Source organism: Paenibacillus sp. SJS-P3, assembly GCF_056711585.1.
In genome coordinates this window covers 707,613-734,095 of record NZ_CM160043.1, presented here as the reverse complement: position 1 = coordinate 734,095, position 26,483 = coordinate 707,613, and the positions used below count along the sequence as shown (strand labels likewise).

Below are 26,483 nucleotides of genomic sequence, written 5' to 3'. Positions count from 1 at the left end.
AATTAAAGATGAGCGGCGTTCATGAGCGAAGCGAACGAACAGGAAGGAGCGGCGCCGAGATCGCGGGCGAGCCTTTCCTCCAGCTCCCGGTATTGCCTGGCCGCGTCATGGGTGCGGCCGAGGCTGATGTAGAGGCGGATCAGCTCCAAGTGGATATCCTCCCGCAGCGGATCGAGCTCGATCATGCGCTCGAGCAGCGGAAAGGCGGCCTGAGGCTTGCTGTCCCGCAGCAGCATTCTCGCCTTCCCTTCCAGCAGCTCCATCCGCTCCCGCTCCAGGCGCCGCGACAGCCCGCCCGCCCATTCGTACAGCTTGCCCGTCAGGAACGAGCCTTGCGCCGCGGCCTCCGCCTTGTCGAAGCGCCCTAGGTCCGGCGACGGCTCCGCACGGATCAGCTGGACGATGCGTTCGTACTCGTACAGATCGCAGTCCACCTGCGAGGCATCGATTCTGATGTCGTAGCGTCCGGCCTGCAGCAGCGGTTCCAGGCCGGCGTCTGCGAGCGACCTGCGGATGTCATAGAGCGTGGAGTTGATGTTGTTGGCGGCTTTGTCCGGATCGAGCCCTTTCCACATCGTATCGGCGACTTCCTCCCGGCTGACGGTCCCTTTGCACAGCAGGTAAACGAACAGCTCCTCGGTCTTGGGGCTGCGCAGCTTGATCGGCGCTTCCGTGCCCATACCGTCGCAACGGAAAAAGCGGATGCCGCCGAACAGCCGAACGCCGAGCTTCGGCTGCGGAATCGGTTCCCGAGACGGCCTAAGGCGCTTCTGAAGACGCTCGAGCGTCTTGGCCAGCCGCTCCGCGTTGACCGGCTTGAGGACATAGTCCGCCGCGTCCTGCTCGAAGGCATCGACCGCGTACCGGTCGTAGCCGGTTACGAAGACGACCTCAAGCGACTGCTGCAGCTGCTTCAGCCGGGCTCCAAGCTCCATCCCGTCAATCTCGGGCATGTTGATGTCGAGAAAGGCGACGTCGACGGGATGGCTGCGGATGAACTCGCAGGCTTCCGCCGGACTGAAGAAGCTGCGGGTGATGTCCACGCCGCCGAGCTCGCCCGCAATCCTCGACAGCCGGCGAACCGACAGCTCCTCGTCATCCACGATAATCGCTTGCAGCATCGCTCATCCTCCTTTGTCATAGCCGCGTGCGGGCCCGGCCGCGACCGGAACGCGGAACGCCAGCCTCGAGCCTTGCCCCGTCCGGCTTGTTATGTCCAGCTTCTCCCCGTACAGCAGCCGCAGCCGCTCGCTGACATTCCACAGCCCGACTCCGCCGATGCGCTCCGGCTGCTGCAGCCGAAGCGACATCGCCTCCGCGTCGAATCCGGCGCCGTCATCCTCCACCGCCGCATGCAGGAAGCCTTCGTGCTCGGAGATCGTCACCTTGACCTCGCCGCCCCTCCCCCTGGAGAGAAGGCCGTGGCGGATGGCGTTCTCCACGAGCGGCTGAAGCAGAAGAGGCGGGAAACGCAAGCCCGGATCTGCGTCGCAGCGGAGACTCACCTTCAGCCGGGAGCCGAAGCGGGCTTTCTCGATCGCGGCATACGCCTCGATGAGCTTCATCTCCGCTCCGAGCGTGGACAAGGAGTCCAGCTCCCGGAAGTCAAAGCTTCCGCGCAAGTAACCGGACAGATGCAGCGTCAGCTCCTCCGCCTTCGCCGGATCTTCGACGCATAGCTCCGCGATCGCGCCGAGCGCGTTGTACAGGAAATGCGGATTGATCTGAGAGCGCAGGAAGGCGATCTCCCGCTCTCTCGCTTCCTTGACCGACTGCCGCAGCTTGATGAGGCTGCGAACCCTGGCAAGCAGCTCCTCCGCCTGAAAGGGCTTGGCGACATAATCGTTCGCGCCGAGATCGAGGGCGAGCTTGCGGTCCTCCTCCCGGCGCCGGCCGGTCAGCATCAGAACGGGAAGCTCGGAAGGCGAGAAGCGCTCCCGGATTCCCTCGAGCGCCTCGTAGCCGCTGCTGTCCGTCAGCGATACGCTGAGCAGCACCAGGCACAGCTCCCGGTCCTGGCCGAGCGCCTCCCGCATCTGCTTCAGCGAATGGGCCGCCTCGACCCGATAGCCGTCCTGCTCCAGCAGCAGGGAGATCGCATGCAGGCTGGCAGCATCGGGATCGGCCACGAGCACGGCCGGACCCTGCCTGCCATCGCGGGCGGCCTTGAGGAAATGGGCGGCGGCAGCCGGCTCCTTCGCTCCCGTTCCCCTTCGGGCCGGCTTGCCGCCATGCTCCGCCTCAAGCTGCAGGGCAAATCGGAACGGCAGCTCAGCTTCCCCCGCAGCCGGCTGCAGCACCCGGCCTCCCTGGAGCTCGATCAAGCGGCGAGAGATCAGCAGCGCCAAATCGGCGTAGTCCTCGCCCGACAGAGGAGGATCGGAGACGAAGCGCTCATCGGAGGATTGCGGCTTTCTTTTCCCGACAAAATCGATCGTCACGATGGCAAAGCCGCCCTGCTCCTCGGCATCGATCTCGATCTTGCCCTCCTCTGCCCGAAACGCGGCTTGTCCGACCAGACGATGAAGAATCTGCACCAGCCGGTCCTCGTCCGCATAGACTGCCGCCATCTCTTCCCTTACCCGATTCAGCAGCAGGACCGGCCGGCGTCCCAGCAGCGACCGGTGCAGCCCAAGCACCGATTCCACTGCGGATCTCAAATCGAGGTTGCGCAGCTCCGGCTGGATGTCCTCATGCTTCAGCCGGGAGAAGTCATGCATATCCTGGACGAGATACCCGAGCTTGCGCCCCGTTCCGGCAATCAGCTCGAGGCTGCGCGCGGGACCGGAGCCCGGCGGGATGGCCATGCTCTTGGCTGCGCTGTCGGCCAGGTGGACGATATCCTGCAGCGGCGCCTTCAGCTGATAGGTCGTCGACGAGAGGAACTCGTCCTTCTGGCGATCCAGCTGCAGCAGCTTGCGATGCATATGATTCATCTCGCGGATCGCCGAGTAGAAGCGATAGACGATGATCAGAAAGACGACCAGGCTGAACAGAATGAGATAGATCCGGCCCAGCAGCAGGGAGCCTAGCAGCGACATGCCGAACAGGAAGCAGCTGAAAGCATATAGATTCAGCAGCAGCACCGCCAACACCAGCAGCATCGCCTCGTACCTCTTGGCGCTGGCTGCCCGCACGTAATGCGCCGCCGCGCTCCACAGCAGCCAGACCATCAGCAATTGCTCGATGAAGATGACGACACGGTAGACCGGCAAATACGCCCGGATGCTGAGGAAGGGGAAGATCAGGAGGCCGGCCAGCAGCGACAGCACGAACAGGCGCAGCCACCGGTTGGGGCGGTTTCCCTGCAGAAGCCGGAGCAGATAGACGGAGACGATGTAGCCGGCAAGCGAGCTCATGTCCTTGATCGTGTACATCGCCTGGAAGGGCAGCCCGTCCAGCAGCAAGGCAAGCGGCCTCTCTCCGAGGAGGCCGTTGAACAAGGTCAGGCACAAGCATGTGAGGCCGAACAGCAGCAGCGGGTAGTCCCGCTGCCCGTACAGCCACACCGCGGCGAACAGAACGAGATGGATAAGGCCGATGACGGCGAGCACGACCGCGATGGCCGACTCGCCGATCAAGCTCCGCTCGTTGGCGGCGCCGACGGCCTCCTGCTTGCCGAAGTAGATCGGCATCGGGATGCCGGAATCGAGATAGTCGTAGTTGGCCGCGTGCACGACGATCTCCGATTCCCCGCTCTTCAGCTCGAATGCGGCCAGGCCCGGGGAATTGCCAGGTACATAGGCATTCTCGCTCAGCGCGGGCACGCCGTCGGTCAGCACCTTTTTCCCATTGACGTAAATCTCGCTGGCGAAGCGGATATTCGTCTTTTTGAGCGCGTAGACGCCAGGCTCCGGCACATGGAGAAGCCTCAGCCGGTAGGTCGCCGCCCCGTAAGCCGGCCACTCTTCCCCGCTTGCCTGTCCCCCGCTCCATACGCCCGGCACTTCCATCCAAGACGGCGCACCCTGCTCGGAAGCCGCTCCCGGGGGAAGCAGTTCGTTCCAATAAAACTCCCATTCGCCATTCAGCGCGACCCGTCCGGAGCCGTCCCAGCCCGCCAGATCGAGCACGCCTTTTTCCGCCCGCAGCCGGTTCGGCTCCGAACCTCGCTCCGAGCTGATGCCGAGCGGAATCCAGATGCTCAGCGACACCACGAGGAAGATGATGCCGACAACCTTCCGCATCAAAATAATGCCCCCATCCACCTACTTAAATATCAATAAACCTAGATAGTATTTATCGGTTAAAAAGTAGCTTTCGTGAAGAGCGGGGTCGGCTATTAAGTCGCAATGGGCATCTTCGTGCTCGAATTGAATAATAAACAGGAGGTAATCTGGGGGGATGCTTCTTCCATGCCTCCCCAATCGCAAAAAGGCCGCCCTCGCTTTGGAGGACAGCCCATTTTGACAAAGAATCTCCGAGAACGTCACCCAAGATCCTTGCTCAGTCCAACGACCTGATTCCAGCCTTCGTCAATGCTGATCTTGCCGAAAAGAATGGACTGGACGATATTGTCGTATTCCTTGGTGAAGTTCGCCCAGCCGCCTTTGCTGCCGGGGCCGGGGTCGAAGGCGGCTCCGTCCTTGGACACGGTTTCGATCAGGCCGAGAGCGCTCTTATCCACGGCGGTGAACTTCTGCTGAAGGGCGTCGACCACGGTTTTGGACACCGGAATGCCGCGAGAGGTGCCCAGAATCGCTGCCGCCTCCTCGCTGTTCACGAACCAGTCGATGAACTTCTTCGCCTCTTCCTTGTGCTTGCTGGTCGGGCTGACGCTCCAGTACATGGAAGCCTTCAGCCAGCCGCTGGCCTGGGTGCCGCGCGGCAGCGCCGTGAGCGCCAGATCGCCCGGCATCAGCGCATCGAAGCCGCCGAATTCCGCCGCGTGGGAGCCCTTGAGCAGAATCTTCTTCTGCACGAGCAGATCCATCTGCGCGTCCTGGCCCTTGTCGGACACGGTTACGTCCGGCGGAGCCACGATTTTGTCTTTTCGCAGAGCCGCCCATTTGTTCATCCAGTCCTTCCAGGTCGCCTCGTCGTAGTGGAACTTGCCATCCTTGCTGAGGCTGTAGCCCTTGCCCATACTCAGTTGGTAGCTCATATAGAAGGCTCCGTCCGCCGTCATATCCTTGCTCATATACTGGTCCTTCGCCAGCTTGGGCTTGATGTCCCGGGCCATCCGGAAAAATTCCTCCCATGTCGACGGCGGCTGGATGCCGAGGCTGTCCATCATCGTCTTGTTGTAGACCATGCCCCAGGCGTTGTTGCCGAGGGGCATCGCGTACAGCTTGCCCTCGTACGTGCCGGTCTCGAGCAGGGACTTGTCGATGTCCGCAGCCGGTACGGAAGAAAGATCCTCGAGCCTCCCGCTCGAGGCCCAGTCATTGAACCACGCCGCATCCATCTGGAACAGATCCGGCGTGTTCTTGCCCGCCGACATCGTGGACAGCTTGTCCTGGTAGCCGTCGAATGATTGATACTCCGGCTCGAAGGTGACGCCGGGATGGGTCTTCGCATATTGGTCGAGCGCCTTCAATGTCGCGTCATGGCGGGCCTGCGATCCCCACCACATGATCCGGAGCTTGACGGCCTTGCCGCTTCCTCCGTCAGTCGTTCCCGCCTCTTCCTGTTTGACGCCGCTGCATGCGCTCAGCGACAATCCCATCAGGAGCGGAATCATGAAGCCTGCCGCCAGGCGGCGTTTCCGATTTCCCATCCCTTGTCAGCCTCCCTCGAATGATCCTAACCCGATTCCCTTGCTTCCCCAGCGTACCAATCCGAGCGCTCCGCTTACAGACGGCGGAAGCCCAAAATCTTTCTTGATTTTACGAACCTGCGCCTGTCCTGTCTTAGGCCTTGTAGAATTCCGTCGGGCTTTTGCCTGTGTGACGCTTGAACAACGTGGTGAAATACGGCACGTTGCGGTAGCCGACCTTCTCGGCTATCTCCGCAACGAGCAGCCGCTTCTCCAGCACCATGCTTTTGGCCCGCTCCATGCGCACCCGCGTCAGGTAGTCGCCGAACGTCTCTCCCGTCGCCTGGCGGAAGAGCGTGCTGAGGTAATTTTTCGAGATATAGACTCGATCGGCCAGATCCTGCAGATGGATATTTTCGGCATAATGCTCGTGGATGTACTGGATGATGAAGTCGACCGTTTCCTTATGCTTCAGGTTCTCGTTAGGTGCAAACCGCGAGCAGACGAAGCGAATCTTCTCCGCGGCCCACTCCCTCCACTGAGGCACGCCTTCTACAAGGGCGAGCTCGCGGGCAAGCTCCGACGGCGCAAGCGTGTCGTCCAGCCGTATTCCGGATTCGTACAGCGTGAAGGACAGGATCGCGAACAGCTGCGCCCCGATTGCCTCCAGCTCCGTCCCATCGAGGCTTGCCGCTCCTCCCCCTTCGCGGCAAAACTGCTCCAGCGCCAGCAGCGCCCGCTGCTCGTCGAAGCTGCGGATGGCATCCGCCATCTCCTGGAAGAACCAGACGGGCCGATGCTCCCGACCGCTGCCGGGAGGGCGGCCGCCCTCCGCATGCACATAGACGCATGGATGGACCGGGTGGGGCTCCCGCCGGGAGGCCAGCGCCTGGAACGCTTCCTCCGTGGAATGCGCCGCATGTCTCCAATCGGCCTTACGCGAGCCGGATCCGATCCGGAGCTTGACCTGGAGGCAGCTGTCGGCGGCAGCGATGATGCGTCCCGCCAGCTCCAGCGCCTCCTGCCGGAAGACCGGCTCCGGCCAGGTCAGCGGCTTGCTGAGCAGAATCGCCATATGATGGCTGTGCAGCTCCAAAAAGAAGCTTCGCATGCCGGCATGCCCGGCCAGCTCCTCCACCATGTTGCCGATGGCGAAGCGGAACAAGCTCCAGTCGCGGACGGACATGCCCTCCATCCTTCCCTGCCTCCGCAGCTCCAGAGCCAGCGTGATGACCTGCGCGTTCCTCCAGCCAAGCTTCTCCGGCAACCCGGCGGCCGCTCCCGCCGGCGACGGCTCTCCGCCCGTCAGCACCGACTTTGCCCACTCCCGTTCCCAATATGGCTCGAACTGAAGCAGCTTTTCACGGATTCTCCGCTCCTCGCTTTCCACCGCCTTTTGCCTGGACAGCTCCCCCGCCACCCGCTCCAGCACCTCGCGGATCGTATGGAGAGAGGCCGGCTTGGGCAAATAATCGTCCACCGAGAGCCTCAGCGCCTTGCGCGCATAATCAAAATCGGAATACCCGCTCAAAATGATGATCTTGCCTCCGTATGCCTGCCTGCGCAGCTCCTCGATCATGTCGAGCCCGTTCATCACCGGCATGTAGATGTCCGTGATGACGATGTCCGGGTTCCTCTCCCCGATCAGGCGCAGACCTTCCTCGCCGTCCGACGCCTCCCCGACCAGCCTGGCATCAAGCTGCTCCCAAGGGATGAGACGGGACATGCCGTCCAGCACCTGCCGGTCGTCATCCACGATCGCGATCGTCCACATGCTGGTCGCCCCTTTCGACTCCGTGATCCTCCCTATTCGGCAGATAAATGTCCACCTCCGTCCCCTTCCCTTCCGGAAGGGCGCGGAGCTTGATCCCATAAGGCCGGCCGAACAGCACCTCGATTCTTTCCGTCACGTTGCGGACTCCGTATCCGCCGGTCCTTGTCCGCTTGCGGGTATTCCAGTCCTCCCTCAGCCCGATGCCGTCATCCCGGACCGTGAGCAGCATTCCTTTGTCCCGCAGCTCGCCCGTAATCGTGACGAGCCCCCTGCGGCGGCCATGGAACCCGTGCACGATCGCATTTTCCACAAAGGGCTGCAGCGTCATCTTGGGTACGAGCAGCTCCCGCAGCTCGCTGGCGATCTCGATCCGGTACTCCAGCCCGTCCCGCCACTTCACCTGCTGGATCCCCAGATAGCTCTCCACGAGCTGCAGCTCCTCCTGCAGCGGAATCATCGTCTCGCCGCCGGATAGGCCAATGCGGAACATCCGCCCCATCAGCTCCACGACGTGGCTGATTTTCTCCTGGCCCGCCTCAATCGCCATCCAGTTGAGCTGATCCAGCGTGTTGTAGAGAAAATGGGGATTGATCGCCGCCTGAAGCGCCCGGATCTCTGCCCGGCGCTGGGCTTGATGCTGCTGATCAAGCGACTGGTACAGCCCCTCGATTCTCTCCGTCAGCTTGCGGTAGCCGCCGAACAGGCTGCCGAATTCATTGCGGTATTCGGTCGGCAGAGCCTGGGAGCGCCGGCCCGGCGAGAACGACTGCATCAGCTGTACGAGCTGCCGGATCGGACGGGTGAAGCTGCGGGACAAGTAGAGAGTGAAAAACAGCGCCAGCAAAATCGCGGCGGCGCCTACTCCCGCCAACGTCCAGGCGAGGCGCACGCTCCCTCCCGTGATGGTCTTCCAGGGCGTCAGCTCCACCAGCATCCAGCTGTTGGGCGTCGTACGGGACCAGACGGTCAGCATATCCTTCTCCGGCAGCGAACCGGCAGCGGCCAGCTGCTGGCGCGCATGGCCCGCATCCCCCCGCACCTGTGCCAGCACCGCCTGAATCTCGCCTGGCGGCGGAGCGCTCTGCGTATGCATGATCATGCGGCCTCCGGAGTCGAGCAGCAGCCGGCTGGCCGAGGAATTGTCCTCTGTCAGGATCGACTGGAGGAATCGAACGCGCACATTGATGATGAAGATGCCCAGATTGACGCCGTCCGGAGTATTGATCCTGCGGATGAAGCTGACCACCTGCTGCCTCCCCTGGGGGGAGCCGATGCCACGCTGACCGATCCAGACGGAATCTGCCTTTTCGACCGCGCTATACCAGTTCTCCGCTCTTGCACTAGCCAGTGGCAAGTACTGAATCGAAGCGTTGGGATCGACCTGCAGAGGGGCATTCATGTAGACCTGGAACGAGAACATGGAGCGCGAGCTGTTCAGCATCGGCGCCAGGTAATCCTTGTTCAGCTCGTCCCTTGCCTTCTTGAGGGTGAAATAATCCCCCTTGCTCGTCAGGTAGCCCGCCATCTGGGAATGGATTGAAATGAGCAGAGCGGTCTGCTCGACCGCATCCATCTGATCCGTCAGCTGCTTGTTCAGCTGCTGGAGCACAGCCTGCTGATAGACCGAAGCGCTGCTCGCCTGCTCGCGGGCCGACAGCTGGTAGCTGACAGTCATGATGACCGTGACCAGCATGCCGATGAAGGCGGCAAAGCTTAGAAAAAACACATAATCAACGCGATGCTTGCGGAACGGGTTCATGAGGATCAGCCCTTTTCTCGTCTACTGGCGGGAAAGCCGCCCTGCCGGCTGCGGCTCCCTTGGGCCCCCATTGTATCCCTGCCCGCCCGGCTGCGCCAGAGTCCTGACGATCACCCCTTCAGGCCCGAGGTGGCGATGCCCTCGACGAAATGCTTTTGCGCCAGGAAGAAGATCAGCACCGGCGGGAGCACGGACAAGAGCGACATTGCCAGCAGTTGGCCCCAGGCGACGGCTGACTGCGTGTCGATGAACATGCGCAGGGCGAGCGGCACCGTGTATTTGTCGACGCTGTTGAGATAGATCAGCGGGCCGAAGTAATCGTCCCATCCCCAGATGAACGAGAAAATCGTCACCGTGATCAGCGCCGGAACGGTCAAGGGCATGATGATCCGCGCATAGATGCCGAACCAGGAGCAGCCGTCGATCTTCGCCGATTCGTCGAGCTCGCGCGGAATGCCCCGGATGAACTGCACGATGAGGAAGATGAAGAAGGCTCCTCCCATCGCGGACGGCACGATCAGCGGCAGATAGGTATTGACCCAGTTGAAGGAGTGGAACATCGTATACTGCGGGATCAGCGTGACTTGGCCGGGCAGCATCAGGGTCAGGAGCAGGATCGAGAACCACATGCCCTTGAGCGGAAAGGTGAGCCTCGCGAAGCCGAAGGCGACCAGGCTGGCCGAGACCACATGCAGGAGCGTAGTCGAGGCGTTCAGCATGAGACTGTTCTCAAAGAACCTCGTGAACGTATATTTCGGCAGGGCCACCCAGCCTTCGGTGTAGTTCTGCCACAGCCACTGCTTCGGGAACAGGCCGGGCTGTCCCAGCTCCGCCGTCGATTTGAAGGAAGCCCCGATCCACCAGAGCAGGGGATAGAACATGATTAGACAAGACGCAATCATAACCAGATGGACGAGCAGATTGCTTTTTCGGAGCGCGCCGGTCATTTTCGTCCCTCCGTTTCCGTTTCATAGAAGACCCAATACTTCGACACGATGAAGTTGAGCGCCGTGACGAAGCCGATGATGACGAGCAGGATCCACGCCAGCGCCGAGGCATAACCCATCTGCAGCGATCCGAACGCCTTGTTGTACAGGAACAGCGCGAACATCTCCGTCGAATTGACGGGCCCTCCGTTCGTCACGATGTAGGCGGAGGTGAACATCTGGAAGGCATTGATGATGCCCATGACGAGATTGAACAGAATGACGGGCGACAGCATGGGCAGCGTGATGCGGAAGAACTTGCGCAGCCTCGAGGCTCCGTCCACCGACGCCGCCTCGTACAGCTCGGGAGGAATCTGCTTGAGCCCGGCGAGGAAGATGATCATGGAGGAGCCGAACTGCCAGGCGGTCAAGAGCACCAGCGTGCCCAGGGCCGTGGACGGCGTGCCGATCCAGTTCTTGGGGGCGATGCCCACGAGGATGGCCAGCTGGTTGACGAATCCGTTGAGACCGAATATATTGCGCCACAGCACGGCTACGGCCAGGCTTCCTCCAATTAGAGAGGGCAGATAGATGATCGTGCGGTAGATCGAAATTCCCCGGATCTGCCGGTTCAGCAGCATGGCCACCAGCAGCGCGGCGATCAGCTTGAGCGGCACTGAAGCAGCGACGTACACGAAGGTGACCCGCAGGGAATTGAAGAACAATCGGTCATGGGAAATATGCCGGTAATTGTCGAGACCGATCCAGCGGGCCGGCTCCAGCAGGGAGAACTCGGTCATGGACAGATAGAAGGATTGGATGATCGGCCACAGCTGCAGGATCAGGAAGCCGAGAAGCCACGGCGCGATGAACAGATAACCGACGACCGGCGCGTTCCATCGCCGTCCGGCTCTAGTAGAAATCGCTTTCACATTTGAACGGACTCCGGCTTTGTCAGCAGGTTGGATGGATGATGGCATGCCCATGAATTCACCTCTCGCTTGTTGATGAGCCTAGTATAGAGGATGAGGATAAGGGGGTGAAGCCGGGAAATGCACGAATTCTTTCACTATTGACCGATCGGGAAGATTGAGGGGAACCTATCCGCATCTGATGCCTATAAAGCTTCGAGAGAAGGCTTCCTCGTAAAGCAATTTGACCATTTCTCCTTCTGCCATTTCAATTGCCATTAGTCCTAACCAACAAAGCCGCTCCCTCCACTTTTGGAGAGATGCGGCTTGGGAATACATGTTCAAGCTGGAGGACAGGCTCCCCGATGAGCAAAGCCTGTCAGGCGCCTGCCTGGTCAGGTGAAAAGGACTGTCAGCGACCGCGCCTTAAACAACCGTGTTGCTGATTACCTTCGAATAACCGTTCGAGGAGGCTGATTCCGTCAGCTTCGCCAGGGAATCTCTGGCTGTCTCGCTGAACGAATACCATTGATTGCCCTTGGCGTCATGAACCAACACCTTTGCAAATCCTTTCAGATCCTCAGCCGGGAAAGCCTCGACCAAAGAATAAACATCATAACGCTTCACGCTGCTTCCTTTGCTGTCCATGAAGTCATATTGTTTATTTTTATAATAGGACCCAGGCACATCGATGTTGACCCTCCACGCGAAGCTGGCAGGCGCATCGACCTTCTGGCCTTTGCTGCTATCAATGAGCTTGTAGATGGAATCGATATAGGAATTCCCATTGATCTGCTCGACGACGCCGCCCATGGTCATATGGTATTCGGTCTGAAGGGTCTTTACTTTGATATCATTAATGACCAACGGCGGAGAATCGACCGTTGCCGTGGAATGGCTGTAACCGACCGTGCAGCCAAAGGTTTCGGCTATAAAGCGAAGCGGAACGAGAACCCGATTGTTTTTGACGTACGGCTTGGCGTCCAGCTGAACCTTTTCGCCATTTTTTACCGCAGTCGCGCTGTTGGCTTTTAGAACCACTTTCATCTCGTTCTTCGTCAGCGTCACTTCCGAATTGGACCAATCGACCGCAGCTCCCAAATTTTCGCTGATTACACGCAAAGGCACCATGGTGCGGTTGTTCTTCATTTCAGGCTTCACATCCGAAGCGACAGCTACGCCATCAACTTTGATTGGGCTGCTTGCCGCATGGGCGGCAGGCGACGAGACGAGCACGGCTGCTGCAAGAAAGAGGCCGGGAATTATGATCTTCATTTTTCAATCCATCCTTTATCAGTCAATTAGGATAAGACAGTCTTACAGACGGAACCCTGGAAAATAGGTTGCTGCCCGAGTCATTACCCACAGACTGTGGATAATAACTCGGCTCCAGCTGTGGATAAGTGCCGGTTCGGCCTCAACAGGTCGACCGCGTCGGATAAGAGTCTCCGTGTCGCTTGCATGTGCGGCTCAATCCGTTCGAAGAGCTAATTTCTCTACCCAGTCGCTGTCATTCCAGATATCAGGATTGTCGATCGTCTGACTATGCCCGCGTACGATGGAATCGAAGCTATCCTTACCGCTCGCATACCAATCCACAATGACTGCCTTTCCATTTGAACGATGGACAAGAAACTCGGTAGGTTCAGCATAGCTGCCTACATCCTTTTCAACGCGCGCATCCAATTTCAAATAGACGTAGCTCTTATTTCCTCCAGCGTACTCTGCTTTACCAGCGCCAATATCTACATCTGTCACGCGATTATCCACAAGGTTGTTCTTGAGGAACAATTCATATTGGGCTGCGATCTTCTTTTGCATGTACTGGTTAAGGTTTCTGTTATCGATATAAGCATCCAAATCGATCTCCGAGCCGTTCCAGATCGCCTTGTAATAGTCGGACAAAGCTTTCGCGCACATTTCAAAAGCCGGTTCAAAATCCGAATCAGCCACATCGTTTTCATTCTCGACGGAAAAGCCGGGGGTATCTGTCGAGCCCTTCGTGACGGGCAAGGCTGCTGTGCTTATGTCACCCTTCGCGTTGATATCTTCCACGGCAGCAGGAGTGTTTTTTTCGTCGCTGCTCTCACATCCGCACAGAGTAAATAAAAGCGCCAGCAGCAGGCAAGTACGTTTCATCGCGCTTCCTCCCGTCTGTGCATCCGGATATACATGTTCACGGCCGCCTCCCCTTTCTACTCAAGGAAACGAGTCGGAGCGTCATGAAGGTTGCAATTTGGCGGCCATTTCGAATGAATTTATGATGACCATTCAGGTTGAATTGAAGTATGCTATACTAACCCCCGATAGAAAAAAACGACATCGGCGGCCTTGTTTATTGGGAAAATAGTGAAGGTATCCATGTCCATAGATATGGCGCATCTATCATTCATAGGAACGACATATGGAGTTTGCACTTTAAAACGAATGGTTTGGATACGCCGTCCCTCGAACCCGTCCATGAGGTTATGAGGCTTATAAGCAGGCTGGCCGCATGGGATTTGAACGGCAATTGGCAACAGGAGGTTGAACAATGGCAAAGGCAAAAGTCCCTAAGCGTCCCACGAGAGATGAGTTCGTCCTGGAGGAAATAGGGAACCAAATAACCGAAGCGTATCAGGAAAATTCGGAAATCGTTCTGACGGTCTGGGGTCGGGAGGAGTTCGTGAGAGGGCAGATCGTGGTCATGGATTCTCGCACGGGCAAGGTTCATGTCCAGCAGGCACAGGATGTTGTCAAAATTCCGTTCATGGACATCATGTCCGTGGACTATCCTAGAGATTGAAATTTCGAATCAGATGATAACCCAGGGCCTTTCGCTCCTGGGTTTTTGTTATGCGGCCTCCCCGTCTCCCAGACGTCCAGCCGCCGCATGCAGCAGGCTTGAGCTCGAAGCCTGGCAAGCCAGCTCCGTGGATGGAGGCTCTAACCTTTCGTTCTAAGGAATAGGATGAGGAGAAAAAAGAATCGCAAGGGGAGGCTTCCGCTGCAATGGCAAACGGCCCTTTTATTCCTAACAGAACGGCTTCATGGTTGACGACCGTCCGCGAAGATATCCCATCGGGGCTCAGCTATGAGGCCCTTGTGGCTGCGTTCGAGCGAGAAATGGGGCATTGGGACAGCAACGCTAAAACCTCGCTCGTCAACGAGCAGGCTTCCTGGGAAAAGGTCCAGCAGGCATTCGCCCAAATGGCTGGCCCTCACGGGCTGATGATCTTCTGCAAAATCGATCAAGGCCGGCTGGTCTCGCTTCATGACGGCATCAAAAAATGTGTTTTATATCTCGTCGGGAATGGAGTCGTCGCCGAACCGATCCTCACGATCGATATCAGATCCAGCTTGTTCGTGCCGTTCCGGGTTTGTCTTTATGATGACGGCAGTCCCGCCGGTGCTACAATCAGCTACGAGCGGCCATCATCTTTTTTGGCGACATTGAACCAGCCGGCCTTGTATCCGTACGGTTCTTTGCTGGATTGGCGCATGCACGGTGTCGTGCAGTGCATCGTAAGGAACAATCGGATGCAGACCCCTGAGGAAAGAGAAAGCAGCTCCTTATGACCTTATGACCTTATGACCTTCTCGACTCCGGCATCGGCCGGCAGCTTCGCCATAGGCAAAATGACCATCAGACGATTCGGCTGGGCGCGATTCCGTGATGCTGCTTGAAAAGCTTGATGAAGTAGCTTTTATTGTCGTATCCGAGCGAAAATGCCGCCTCTTCGACCGACTTTCCGGAATCGCTGATGAGGGCCATCGCCCGCTCCATCTTCATCCGGTTCACGAACTCGATGAAGTTTTCTCCGGTCTCTTTCTTGAAGAGGCGGCTGAAATAACTTGGATTCAGATGCAGGTATTCCGCCGCCTCTTCGAGCGAGATTTTCCGGTTCAGGTGCATCCGGATGTAGTTCTGAGCATCCACGATCTCGGTCTTTTTGCTGCTGCTCGCGATTCGTCCGGCCTGGGAGACGGCTTCCGCCAAAAACTTGGCCAGCCAGTCCCTGAGCTCGCTGACATGCATCATGCGGCCAATCTCCTGCTGCACCCTCTCCTTGTCGTACGCCATGCCGAGCCGCAGCTTGAGCAGCAGGTCGAGGGCAAGCTTCCAGACCAGCTGCTTGACAGCCGCAGGCTGGAACCGGCGTTCCGCCATCAAGCCGATGAACGCCTCCACGGCCGGGCCGACGTCGTCGCCCGTCTCCAGCAGCAGGCGGCCGAAGCGCTCCGCGTAGTGGAAATGATGGGCGAAGGGATCCTCCCGATTCCATTCCCGCTGCAGCTCAGCCTTCTTGACCGCGACCGGCCCTTCGGAATAGAAGAGCCGCTCTCCGGCTTCCTGCAGCTCGATCAGCTGCCGCCTGAGGCTTGCTCCCGTCGAGGCTTCCTCTCCGATCGCAACGGAATACTTAAGCTTCAGCACGCCGGCGAACGCCCGCTGCAGCTTCCCCGCAGCGGAGGCGGCATGCTCGTAGGGATTGCGCGCCAAGTCTCTCCTGTATCCGTAGATCAGGAAAAATGAGCTTCCCGCATGCCCCATGAACAGCATGTCCGGCTCGTCCCGCAGCAGCTCCTCGGCTGCGTTCTCCACGATGAACCTGACGGCATCCTCCTGCCGGTAGCGGTCGATCGCCTCCTGATGCCGGTGGGATCGGAACATCAGCGGAAGGAAATGTCCCAGGCGGGCGGGCAGTCCATGCTCCCGCAGCTGTTCCAGCAAAGTCGAAGGATCGGCATATGCCGATGAGAGAACCTCTCTCAGCCACTGCTCCTTGGCTGCCGCCTTGCTCTTGCTTGCCTGGATGCTGAGCCGGTCCACCTTGATTTTCAGGCTCTGATCCTCTTCGATCTTGACCTGAACCTTGCGGATCATTTCCGCGATGCCCTGACGGGTCAGCGACTCCTTGAGCATGTAATCCTGAACGCCAAGCTGAACGGCCTGCTGGGCATAATGGAACTCATCGTGGCAGGACAGGATGACGAACCGGCTCTTGGCCCCCTCGGACTGCGCCCTCCGAATAAAGCTGAGCCCGTCCAGCTCCGGCATGCCGATATCGGTCATGATCAGGTCAGGGTATCCCCCTCGGCACGCTTCAAGAGCATCCAGCGCGTTCGTATATGTCCCCGCCAGCTCGAAGCCGAAATCTTCCCAAGGCACGAGCTGCTTGAGAAAGGCCAGCACCGCCACATCGTCATCCACCAGAATGGCTTTATGCATGGATGAGCTCCTCCCTGCTTTGCAGCGGAATTTTCAGGATGATCCTCAAGCCCGCACCAGGCTCGCTCATCATTTCCATCTCAAACCGGATTCCATACATGATCTGCAGCCGCTCCTTCACGTTCCTGAGGCCGATGCCGGACATCGGGGCGCCGCTGCGGAACCGCTCCAGCACCTCTTCGGCCATGCCGATGCCGTCGTCGTGGATTTGAATGAAGAGCGTCCCCTGCCGCTTCCAGGAAGTAATGGCGATTTCTCCGCTCTTTTGGCGCAGGCCATGGATGTAAGCGTTCTCCACAAGCGGCTGCAGCGTGAACCGTGGAATCGACGCCAGCAGCGTGTCCGAGGCCAGATTGACGTTGAGCTCCGCATGCTCATGATGCCGGAAGTTCATCAGCTGCATGTAATGCCCGACGGTAGCGACCTCTTCGTGCAGCGGAATATACTCGTTGTTGCGGTTGATCGTCATGCGCAGCAGCGTGGACAGCGAGCCGATAATGCCTCCGATTTCCTCTTCGCCCTTCAGAATGACCTGCATGCGGATGGAGTTGAGCGTATTGAACAGAAAATGGGGATTGATCTGCGCCTGCAGAAGCTCGAGCTCGGCCATCCGCTTGCGGGTCTGCTCCTCCTCGATCTGCACGATCATGTCCGAGATGCGATCCAGCATACGGTCGAAGGCAAGCCCCAGGAATCCGACCTCATGCCGCCCTCTGACGCCCGAGCGCTCGTCCAGAAATCCTTTCTCGACCTTGGAGGCCGTCCGCGCGAGCCGGATGACGGGCTTCGTCCATTGGTTGAGAAAATAGAGCAGCAAAAGGGCGAACAGCAGGAAGAATGAAAGCTGCAGCACGAACGTCCGGTTGAACATGCTGCCGATTCCGCTTGTGACTTTTTCGTACGGAGTGAGGCTGAGCAGGCTCCACCCGGCGAAGGGCAGCGTGTGGCTTACCGTCAAATAGTCGGCTCCGTTCCATTCGGAGCGGCCGTTATGTCCCTGCGGCGGGGCTGGCACTGGAGCCTTGGACCCGATTTGCGAAGGGTCGGTATGGGAGACGATCGTCCCGTTTTTATCCAGCAGCATCAGCACCGGGTCGCCTTCGTATCGAGCGAATATTTGCCGGAACTGGCCTTCGGGCTTGCTCAGGATGATATAGGCGCTCACGCCGTTGTTGTACAGCTGGAACTTGCGGATGATCGTGACCACATTTGGATATTTGTCGGCTTCCGATCGGATGTAGTTGTGCTGCGTGCCCAGCCAGGCGGTCGTGTTGCCCGGCTCGGCGGCCATCTCCTCCAGCCACTTCTCCTTGTACATGAAGCTCAGGCTGTTGTCGTAGGTCGAATAATTCGTGAAGTACAGGCCATTGGGCAGCAGAATGGTCACATAGGTCTCTCCGCCGAAAAAGGTGATCCGGTCCAGCTTCTCCGAGAGATGCCGGAACGAGAAGAAATCGACCTTGCCCGTCCCGTCCTGCTTGTATTTGTTCCAGGCGATGCGTATATCCGTAATCGTCTCGCTGTCGTATTGGATCGAATTGAAAGCGTTTACCATATCCTGCATGATATTGGACGTATACAGCTCGGCCACTTCCAGCGACTGCTCCGCCTTCTCGACCGCCTTGGCCTTCAGCTCGTTTTTCGCATACAGCCCAAGCAGGATGAGGGTGATGACGGATGGCACGACAAGACAGAGCAGGGACATTACGATCAGCTTCTGCCTCCAGCTTATCAACGGCATGCGCATGGCGCCCTGCCTCCCGTCCGCGTTCCGAAATAAGGTTCATAGTCCCGCCCATTCAGGCAGGATGTTTATAAGATGGAAAAGGGGATGCCGCAAGAGCATCCTCCCCCCCATTATAATTTTGGAGCTACTTGTTTGCATCTATAATTTTTTGCAGGTTCGCCTTGATGGAATCCATCGTCTTGTCGATGTCATTGTTGCTCAGCATGTACGTGTCCGCTTCCGCGATGTAAGCCTTCTCCAGATCGCCTGCGTAGGACACCGTAATCGGCGGGATCGGCAGCTTCGTCACGCTCAGGACGTTGATCAGCGATGCCTTGTCGATCTTGTCCGGCGACTGCGTGGCGCTCACGATCCGGTCGACCTCCTGATTGATGTCGGCTTTCTTCCAAGCCGAGAACTGGTTGGTCAGCGCCATTCCTTCGGTCGACAGGTAGCGCAGGAACCGGTAGGATTCTTCCTTGTGCTTGGAATGGGAGGAGATGACGAGCGGATCGGCTCCGCCGAACGAGTAGACGTCTTCTCCGGCCGCGTTGGTCGGCCAAGGCGCGAATGCCGATACGAAGGTCGCCGGAATCTTGTCGGTGCCGCCGGCTTCGGCTACCATCCACGGTCCGGTCGGGAGCATGGCGGCTTTTTGCTGGAAAAACTGATTGCGGTAAGGAATCTTCTGCGTGATGACATCCTGATAAGGTGTCGCTGATTTATCCGTCTTCTCCATCTCGTAGCGCAGCTCGAGCGACTGCTTCATCAGCGGGTTGTCGGCATTGAGCGTCTGGCCGTCGTCCTTCATGATGCCTTGGTCCCCTGAAGCGCTATAGAGCTTCAGCAGGAAATAGTCCTTCCATTCATGGAAATGCGCGCCGTAGGTCTTGTTCGCGCCTTCGCCCTTGGTCAGCTTCTTGGCGTAGTCCCGGAATTCATCCCAGGTCCAGCTCTTCGGCACCTCGAGGTTCGCCGCGTCCAACAGCTCCTTGTTCAGAAGGATCATCCACGGCCCGAACTTTCCCGGAAGGGAATAACGCTTGCCGTCCAGCTTTTGCTGCTCCGCCTTGTACTCGTCCTCATACTTGACGCCTTCCTTGGCCAGATAGCCGTCCATCGGCTCAAGCATGCCGCTCGCGCCGCGCTGCGCGAAGGCTGGAGCGGAGTTGAGCGTGAAGACGTCGAAATCGTCGTCCGAAGCGTACATCAGATCGATCTTCTTGATCGTTTCGTTCGAATCGTTCTCGACGAGCGGAACATATTCGACTTTGATATCGGGATTGACTTGCTGGAAGGCGTCGATGGCGGGCTGATAGACGGATGCCTTCTCCCACCCGAGGAACTTGATGGAGACGGGCTCCTTGGCGGCAGGAGCGCTGGCGCTCGGACTCGCGCCGCCAGTCTCCTTGGGCGAGGCTGCGTCGTTCGTGGATCCGTTGCCGCAGCCGGACAGCAGGCCTGTCGCCAGCAGCGCGGCCGCAGCGGCCGACAACCATTTCTTTTTCATTTTCCAACCTCCCGGTTTAAGTGCGTCTCGTTTTTGACAATCAAAACTTACCATAGTCCAGAGCGTGATCAGAGCTTCTATTTTGACTGATCCGGAATTATTTTTACCCTTTTACGCCGCCCATCGCGATGCCTTCGATGACCTGCTTTTGCCCGATGACGAAGATGACGATGAGCGGCAGGATGGCCGATACGGTCCCTGCCATGATGAGAGAATAGTAGACTCCGCTCTCCGAAGCGAATTTCTGGATGCCGAGCTGGATCGTCGAGAGACGGTCGCTGCGCAGGAAGATGAGCGGATTGGCATAGTCGTTCCAGGTCCAGATGAACCGCAGGATGCCGTATGTGGCCAGCGCGGGCTTCACCAGCGGCAGCGTGATCTGCAGGAAGATGCGGGCATGCCCGGCGCCGTCCAGCTTGGCCGCCTCCAGGTAATCCTTGTGGATGCCGAGAAAGAACTGGCGGAGCATGAAGGTGCCCAAGGCGCTGAAGGAGCCGATCAGGATCAGGCCAAGGTGGCTGTCGAACAGATGCAGCCATCTGAATAGGAGGAACTGCGGCACGATGATGGAATAGCTCGGCACCATGAACGTCATGAGCACGACGAGGAACATGACGTTCCTGCCCTTGAAATCCACATGCGCGAATCCATAGGCGGCCATGCTCGACACCAGGACGGAAACGACCGTCGTAAGCGTGCTTACCTTGATTGTATTCCAATAATAGGTGCCGAAGGGATGCTCTCCGAACCACACCTCGCGGTAATTGCCATAGATGTTCCAATGCTTCGGAATCCATTCGACCGGATAATTGAACACATCGATCTCGGGCTTGAACGAAGCCGAGATCATCCACAGGAACGGTGTGATGAAGGCGGCGCCTGCGAAGAGCATCACGATCGTGGCGGCCATCCGGACGCCTCTATTCTGTTTATCCATAGTTCACCCCGATCAGTAGTTGACCCATTTCTTTTGCCCGTACAGCTGGAAAAGCGTAATCAAGAGGACAAAGCCGAACAAGATCAGCGCCATGGAGGAGGCATAACCGGTCTTGAGATTTTCGAACGCTGTCGTATAGAGATAGTAGGTCACGACGGAGGTGGAATAAGCCGGCTTCCCTTCGGTCAGGACCTTGATGATGTCGAACGCCTTGAAGGAGCTGATGAAGCCGGTGACGAGCAAAAAGAACGTCGTCGGAGACACCATCGGGAAGGTGATCCGGGTGAACCGGGTCCATGCGCCGGCGCCGTCGATGTCTGCCGATTCGTACAAATCCTTGGGGATGGATTGCAGAGCCGCCATATAGACGATCAGGCAGAAGCCGATTCCAACCCAGACCATGATGATCATGACGGAAGGCAGCGCATAGTGGATATCCGCGAGCCAGGTGGGCGGGTTGCGCACGCCGAGGGAACGTAGAAATTGATTGATCGGGCCGTAGGAAGGCTGGAAGAGCAGCTGGAAGCAGATCGAGACGGCCACGATGCTGGAGATATACGGCATGAAAAAAACGATTTTGAAGAGGCCCTTCAGATAGACCAGCCTGTCGATGATGACCGCGAGGGCCAGGGAGATGATCAGCTGGATAGGGACGACGAGCAGCAGGTAGAGGTTGTTCTTCAGCGAAGTGAGGAAGACGTCGTCGTCGAACAGCCTGGAGAAGTTTGTAAAGCCCGTGAATCTGAGCTTGTCGACGCCGGAAATAAAGCTCCAATCCGAAAAGCCGAGAATAAAAGTAAGAAGGGTCGGTATGATCGTCAGAATCAACAATCCCAGAAACATCGGTCCGATGAAGATGTAGCCCGAGAGCGTCTCCCTCCGCTGCGCGGCCGAACGGACGCGCGGCGTCCGCTTGGCCTTGGCCGTTTTTATGATCGTATTGTCCATCGCTTGCACCCCGATCCCGTGAACTTGATTGCTTCCATCGTACCGAAGATCGCCGATGACAATAAGATTGGAAAATGACCGATTTGAAAATATTTTTACTTTTTATCGTTGAAGCTCTGGCGATTTCCCGCCGTTGGCGTACGAAAAAGAGGTCTCGATGATTGGCTCATCGAGACCTCTTCAGGCAAAGATTAAGTGGCATCCGACGGCTCGGATACTCTTTTTTATCCTACGGACTTAACATGAATATGTCCTCATTATGTTCGCGGACAATCCGTTTATTTGCGCAGTTCTCGGGGATACAAAAGGTTAACTATAAGTCTTTTTGATGTTGAGGCATCAATTATTCTCCGCTAAAATTTCCAGTGAAAGGTGGTCGGTTTTAATGGCAAATCATATTGCCGCAGCTCATGCAAAGCCTATTCTTAGGGCGAACCTTTGTATGGACGGACGATAAGTAACTCTATTCGCCAGCGGGACGTTCACAGGATGGGCTTTGGCACCTTATTGTTCAATTGAAAATAAGGGAGTTGAGTGCATTGCCTAATCCATTCAAACGTCAAGGTCTCATGGATCTACAGATTCTTGTCCAACAGCTGTTGGATGAACTCACGGAAGACGATATCGGCGCTGGATTCCAAATGGCAGCCTATTGGCACGGAGAACTGGTTCTTAATTCATTTTCAGGCAGCGCTGATTCAGCGGGACGAAGATCCGTCCCTCAGATACCTTATTCGTCATGCAATCTTGCTCCAAAGGGTCGTTTCAACTGCTATCCACCGGCGCCATTGTGAATAAGGCTGCGTACATGGCCATTGGCATCGACCTGGACGGCAGCAAGGATGTGCTGGGCATGTGGATCGGCGAGAACGAGTCGGCCAAGTTCTGGCTCAGCGTCCTAAACGAACTAAAGAACCGCGGCGTGCACGACATCCTTATCACCTGCGTGGATAACCTCACCGGCTTCTCGCAGGCCATTTCTGCCTGCTACCCGAATACCGAGATCCAAAAGTGCATCATCCACCAGATCCGAAACTCAACCCGCTATGTATCCTACAAGGATCTCAAGAAAGTTACTGCTGATTTAAAGCCGATCTACAAGGCCGTGACAGAAGAGTTGGCGCTGCTTGAGCTTGACCGATTCGAGGAAGCGTGGGGTGCCAAGTATCCGCTCATCATCCGTTCGTGGCGGAATAACTGGGCTGAAATTGCCACGTTCTTCAAGTATCCGCCGGAGATCCGCAAGCTCATCTACACAACGAATATGATCGAGAGCTACCACCGGCAGCTTCGGAAAGTCACCAAGGGCAAGAGCATTTTCCCGACCGATGAAGCCCTTCTCAAAATGCTCTATCTGGCGACGATGGACGTTTTCCGTAAGTGGACGGGGCGTATTCAGAACTGGGGACAAATCCTCTTCCAGCTCTCCGTCTTCTTCCCAGATCGCATCGGTCAGCATTTACGCTAAGGTTTTACTGTTGGAGAGTTTACACAAAATTCTTGACAGACCCCTTTCGGCTATGCCGGATTGGGAGGCATGATTGGTTATGCCGATCCATCGAATCGCCTTGCCGTGGCCGTGCTGTGCAATCGCATGAAGGTTGGACGGGGAAAGCGTTCCCCTGATCGACTTGTAACGGATCTGATCCGAGAGAAAATTATTAATGCTGAATACTAATTTTGTGACTTAAAATGAAAGGCCCGACAGCGTTTTGCTGTCGGGCCTGTTGCTTTGTATAGAGTAGCAGAGATATTGCCCCCGCCGCGAGAGTCTTATCCTTATTCCCTCAGTCTAACATTTCAATTTCAGTCTTTATTTTCATTTACCAGTGTTCGAAGAAAACAAAAGTATTAGACTGGGGTTGTTGATTTGACGGGGTTTTTGAGTTAGAAAATCGTTAGCTTTTTAGAAATAAGTTTTAGACTACTTTCAAACGGGCATAGAAATCCCACTTAATAAATTTAACAGACTTATTGTTGGAAAGGGATAGTTGCTCAAGGCTGATTGTCAAGTTACTGATTGTGAGGTTTAGCCCATTTAAAGGATGCAATTTAGAAAGGTATTGTCTTTAGCTCTTCCATGCACTTATCCTTTTTATATCCCATGGTTTCAAGGATCTTGTACTCTGCGATTTTACGAAGTCCACCCACATATCTACACAATACCATTTCCTGACGAGATGACACACTGATATTAAATAGGCACTCTTTGACGATTTTAAGCTTAGTGACTGCATCATCATCATTAATACAGCCTACATAATTCCATGTTGCACTGGTGATATTACTATCTTCCAATGCTTTTCTATATGGTCTATTTCTGTACCTCTCGTCTTTAACTAGGATGTTAGCAAGAATTCTGTCAGCTAAAATTGACTCTTCAATCAACATCGTTCTAGCAGGTCTTTCCTCCCAATGATGCGTTCCAACACCTAACCCACGATCTGTTCTAACGCTAGCTGTCAGTTTTTTATACACATACTTGATGATGATCTGCTTCCATTCTTCTGGATATTCCGCAGCCGTAAAAGATGAAAAGTAATTATCCAATATACTACTTTCTCTAGAATATGCATAATCCAGATCGTTGTGGAGTCTGTAATTGTCTTTTGTCATAACTCTATCATGCTGTTCCGCAATTACCTGCTCGACAGAATATTCCTTTTCACCTGCACCAAGTGCGTGCACAGGAATATTCCTCATGATTTTCAACACAAATTCTTCAGCCCGGTCCCCCAGTTCTGAGACTATTTTTTTGAACTCCTCATCTTTGCTGCTTTCATCCTCCGGTTTGAATGCTTCCAGCAATTTTCCTTTTATATCTTCAAGAAACAGTTCTTCCGGAAGAATAATTTCGTCGGGATCCATTGTTGGAAAAAGGATACAGTGACTTGGTGGATCCAAAACATCTAATTCTGTAGAAATAATGTTTCCTTTAAGATCTTTAAACAACTCGCTGTACGCAGCCATATCTTTACGAATTGCTAATCGTGCGTCCTCATATTTCTTCTTTGTAAAAAAGACTCCTTCTTTCTTATACAAAAAGACAGCCTTGCTGGTTGCAACGTCTGCTTTAATTTTTGTCACAATTCTCCGTATCGTCTGTGATTCAACACCATTATCTGGTTTTACTAAAAACAAATAAATATCAGATTTAGCAATTTTGGATGCCTCTACATTACCAGAAACGCCTGGTGTATCCACAATCTCAACGCTCCCAAGACCACACTCTCTAAGAATTTCTTTACAAAAAGCACTCGGTCTCTGAAAAGTGTCAATATATGTGTTACTGTTTTTTCGATTCGGATATCGATCTTCTACTGTTCTAATTTCCCTAATGACACCCTCAATTTCAATCATCTTTTCGATATTATCCTGCCAATATGGTTGATCAACGAGTGACGATACTCTCTCCTTTAATTTCTTAAGCTCGTCATCGTCATCATCTGCCTGATAAATACTATTGAAATCTGTATGGAATACATAGTACTCCAATGTAATATACTCGGAGATTTTTATATAAATCGGGCAGGCAGTTTTATCATCACTATTTCCACAAAACAGATTAACAAAGCCTGTTCTATCAGAAACAAATCTTGAATTAAAGAACGACTTTCCACCGCGTGCTCGTCCTATTATTGCCATCCGCTTTGAGGACATGTTACCTGTTGAAATCACGTCATATCCATCATCGAATTTCTTCTGAAGATATGTAACGATATCCTCCGCTTTCCATATCGGGCCAGCAGACGTTTCGGTAAAAGGATCAGGGAAATTCGAATCACGAGTTCTCCAATTTGAAACGTTGCTGTTGCTAGTCCCACACAATTTTGCTACATCGCTTAATGCTAACAAATCCTTTTCAATAATCACGGCAACGCCCTCCCATTGAACTTTGTTCACTTAATTGTGAATTACATTCACAATTTCATGAGCATAATATACAAAAAGCTATGGTAAATGTCAATTCTAAAGGTAAAGTTCCCATAGGCAATTTGACTTTATCTCTTAGAGGTAACACTATTAGACTTATTCAAGCCATCAAAACAGCAGTAGTCATGGAAGAGAAAATAAAGTCCTAGACTACTGCTGTTTCATTGGACTCCCGTTACTTCAATGATCACTGAATTAACTCTCGGTCGCGACAAGGAACACAAGAAGACCCGCGGGCAATCGCGGGTCTTTTATTTATGCTGGATAAATCGCCCAGCGTATTACTCTGCGGTAGCAGGATGCTCAATGATATTGATACTTTCGCGATTGTACCTTGCGCTGTTTGTTCAACTGTATGAGCCAGCGATAACCTTCTTCAGGTCAATGACGCAAAACTTTTCATGAAACATATTCCTATTTCCTTTGCCAATCGGGTCTTTGCGATACGTTTCAAAGTTGGATTCGAAGTCAAATAAGTCCTTCTCCGGTAATGATATATTCGCCCAGTTCATTCTTATTCAATTCATACCCGTTGTATTGAATTATCTTGTTGATAGGCGTAATTAAATGTGATGCCAAATCCATTTCCAATTCCAAATTTGTTCGGCTATGAACAATTTCATTGATTAGCAACTCCAAATTCTTGGTTCCGTTTATCTCTACCCTTATCGTACGTGTAATCTCTCCACCAATTGCCATCCCTTTTGTTAGTTTACATCATTAATGTAACGGAACTAACTCCCTTAATGCGCGTTCATCTAGTCTCACTTAGCGCACCCCTCATGATTTAATAAAAAGGTGGAATAAATGTACCTACTGCCCTTTTTGCAGTGATTTGGTTACATAGTTGACAGGTAAGATTATCTATGAATAATTCACTATGGGAAATTTCCCCTTTTGATTGATTGAATCGTTTGTGCTTAAGAAAATTCGGATTAATTCAAGATAATTAGCAAAGGCATTTTCAGTAGGAAGATTTTTAATATGACGATCCAAGGAACTTATCTGAAACGCCACTTTCTCGGTATCATCTAGTAGAGTCAAGTTCTTTCACCCCCATATTTGTTCGTTAATACTACCGGGGGCAATGCATGTACGAAATTTGGACAAAGTCTATGTAATTCATGAAGGAACTTGGTAATACAGAGT

At 55.1% G+C, this 26,483-nt stretch carries 17 protein-coding genes and 1 pseudogene; 3 read left to right on the top strand and 15 right to left on the bottom strand.

The window, feature by feature from the left end; translation table 11 throughout:
- Positions 1-2: 2 nt before the first annotated feature.
- The 9 genes from AC06G8_RS03385 to AC06G8_RS03345 all read right to left on the bottom strand — a co-directional run bounded on the left by AC06G8_RS03385 (position 3) and on the right by AC06G8_RS03345 (position 13,207).
- Positions 3-1,121 (bottom strand): response regulator, encoded by a 1,119-nt coding sequence (locus AC06G8_RS03385; protein ID WP_480284365.1) that lies wholly within the window; start codon positions 1,119-1,121, stop codon positions 3-5.
- A gap of 3 nt (positions 1,122-1,124) precedes the next feature.
- Entirely contained in the window at positions 1,125-4,187 is a 3,063-nt protein-coding gene (locus AC06G8_RS03380) for a hybrid sensor histidine kinase/response regulator (protein WP_480285375.1), read from the bottom strand.
- Positions 4,188-4,429: 242 nt separating this feature from the next.
- On the bottom strand, positions 4,430-5,719 hold the full coding sequence (locus tag AC06G8_RS03375; RefSeq protein WP_480284364.1) for an ABC transporter substrate-binding protein: 1,290 nt from the start codon (positions 5,717-5,719) through the stop codon (positions 4,430-4,432).
- Between the two features lie 133 nt (positions 5,720-5,852).
- Positions 5,853-7,472, bottom strand: coding sequence for a response regulator (locus AC06G8_RS03370; RefSeq protein ID WP_447662298.1), 1,620 nt, complete (start codon positions 7,470-7,472; stop codon positions 5,853-5,855).
- Positions 7,447-9,231, bottom strand: coding sequence for a cache domain-containing sensor histidine kinase (locus AC06G8_RS03365; RefSeq protein ID WP_480284363.1), 1,785 nt, complete (start codon positions 9,229-9,231; stop codon positions 7,447-7,449). The genes AC06G8_RS03370 and AC06G8_RS03365 overlap by 26 nt, the downstream gene beginning before the upstream one ends.
- A 110-nt stretch (positions 9,232-9,341) precedes the next feature.
- Positions 9,342-10,178, bottom strand: coding sequence for a carbohydrate ABC transporter permease (locus AC06G8_RS03360; protein ID WP_447662296.1), 837 nt, complete (start codon positions 10,176-10,178; stop codon positions 9,342-9,344).
- Entirely contained in the window at positions 10,175-11,137 is a 963-nt protein-coding gene (locus AC06G8_RS03355; RefSeq protein ID WP_480285374.1) for a carbohydrate ABC transporter permease, read from the bottom strand. Before AC06G8_RS03355 ends, AC06G8_RS03360 begins: the two co-directional genes overlap by 4 nt.
- A gap of 357 nt (positions 11,138-11,494) precedes the next feature.
- Positions 11,495-12,343, bottom strand: a complete 849-nt coding sequence (locus AC06G8_RS03350) for a copper amine oxidase N-terminal domain-containing protein (protein ID WP_480284362.1) — start codon at positions 12,341-12,343, stop codon at positions 11,495-11,497.
- 195 nt (positions 12,344-12,538) lie between these two features.
- On the bottom strand, positions 12,539-13,207 hold the full coding sequence (locus tag AC06G8_RS03345) for a hypothetical protein (RefSeq protein WP_480284361.1): 669 nt from the start codon (positions 13,205-13,207) through the stop codon (positions 12,539-12,541).
- Between the two features lie 394 nt (positions 13,208-13,601).
- Between AC06G8_RS03345 and AC06G8_RS03340 the strand changes: the two genes are divergently transcribed.
- Entirely contained in the window at positions 13,602-13,853 is a 252-nt protein-coding gene (locus tag AC06G8_RS03340; RefSeq protein ID WP_076358590.1) for a YolD-like family protein, read from the top strand.
- 206 nt (positions 13,854-14,059) lie between these two features.
- The gene (locus AC06G8_RS03335) at positions 14,060-14,626 is read left to right on the top strand and encodes a DUF302 domain-containing protein (protein ID WP_480284360.1); all 567 of its coding nucleotides are present in this window, start codon (positions 14,060-14,062) and stop codon (positions 14,624-14,626) included.
- Positions 14,627-14,693: 67 nt separating this feature from the next.
- Here the strand turns inward: AC06G8_RS03335 and AC06G8_RS03330 are convergent, their stop codons facing one another.
- The 5 genes from AC06G8_RS03330 to AC06G8_RS03310 all read right to left on the bottom strand — a co-directional run bounded on the left by AC06G8_RS03330 (position 14,694) and on the right by AC06G8_RS03310 (position 21,401).
- The gene (locus AC06G8_RS03330; RefSeq protein ID WP_480284359.1) at positions 14,694-16,280 is read right to left on the bottom strand and encodes a helix-turn-helix domain-containing protein; all 1,587 of its coding nucleotides are present in this window, start codon (positions 16,278-16,280) and stop codon (positions 14,694-14,696) included.
- The gene (locus AC06G8_RS03325; RefSeq protein ID WP_447662290.1) at positions 16,273-18,027 is read right to left on the bottom strand and encodes a cache domain-containing sensor histidine kinase; all 1,755 of its coding nucleotides are present in this window, start codon (positions 18,025-18,027) and stop codon (positions 16,273-16,275) included. The genes AC06G8_RS03330 and AC06G8_RS03325 overlap by 8 nt, the downstream gene beginning before the upstream one ends.
- Positions 18,028-18,151: 124 nt before the next feature.
- Complete coding sequence (locus AC06G8_RS03320) at positions 18,152-19,516, bottom strand: ABC transporter substrate-binding protein (RefSeq protein ID WP_480284358.1); 1,365 nt, start codon at positions 19,514-19,516, stop codon at positions 18,152-18,154.
- A gap of 103 nt (positions 19,517-19,619) precedes the next feature.
- Entirely contained in the window at positions 19,620-20,453 is an 834-nt protein-coding gene (locus tag AC06G8_RS03315; RefSeq protein WP_480284357.1) for a carbohydrate ABC transporter permease, read from the bottom strand.
- A gap of 12 nt (positions 20,454-20,465) precedes the next feature.
- Positions 20,466-21,401 (bottom strand): carbohydrate ABC transporter permease, encoded by a 936-nt coding sequence (locus tag AC06G8_RS03310; protein ID WP_480284356.1) that lies wholly within the window; start codon positions 21,399-21,401, stop codon positions 20,466-20,468.
- 778 nt (positions 21,402-22,179) lie between these two features.
- On the opposite strand from AC06G8_RS03310, the pseudogene AC06G8_RS03305 reads away from it, so the two are divergent.
- Positions 22,180-22,869 (top strand): annotated as a pseudogene (locus AC06G8_RS03305) (IS256 family transposase); the annotation flags it as partial.
- 584 nt (positions 22,870-23,453) lie between these two features.
- On the opposite strand, the gene AC06G8_RS03300 reads toward AC06G8_RS03305, so the two are convergent.
- Positions 23,454-25,274 (bottom strand): hypothetical protein, encoded by a 1,821-nt coding sequence (locus tag AC06G8_RS03300; RefSeq protein WP_480284355.1) that lies wholly within the window; start codon positions 25,272-25,274, stop codon positions 23,454-23,456.
- Between the last annotated feature and the right edge of the window lie 1,209 nt (positions 25,275-26,483).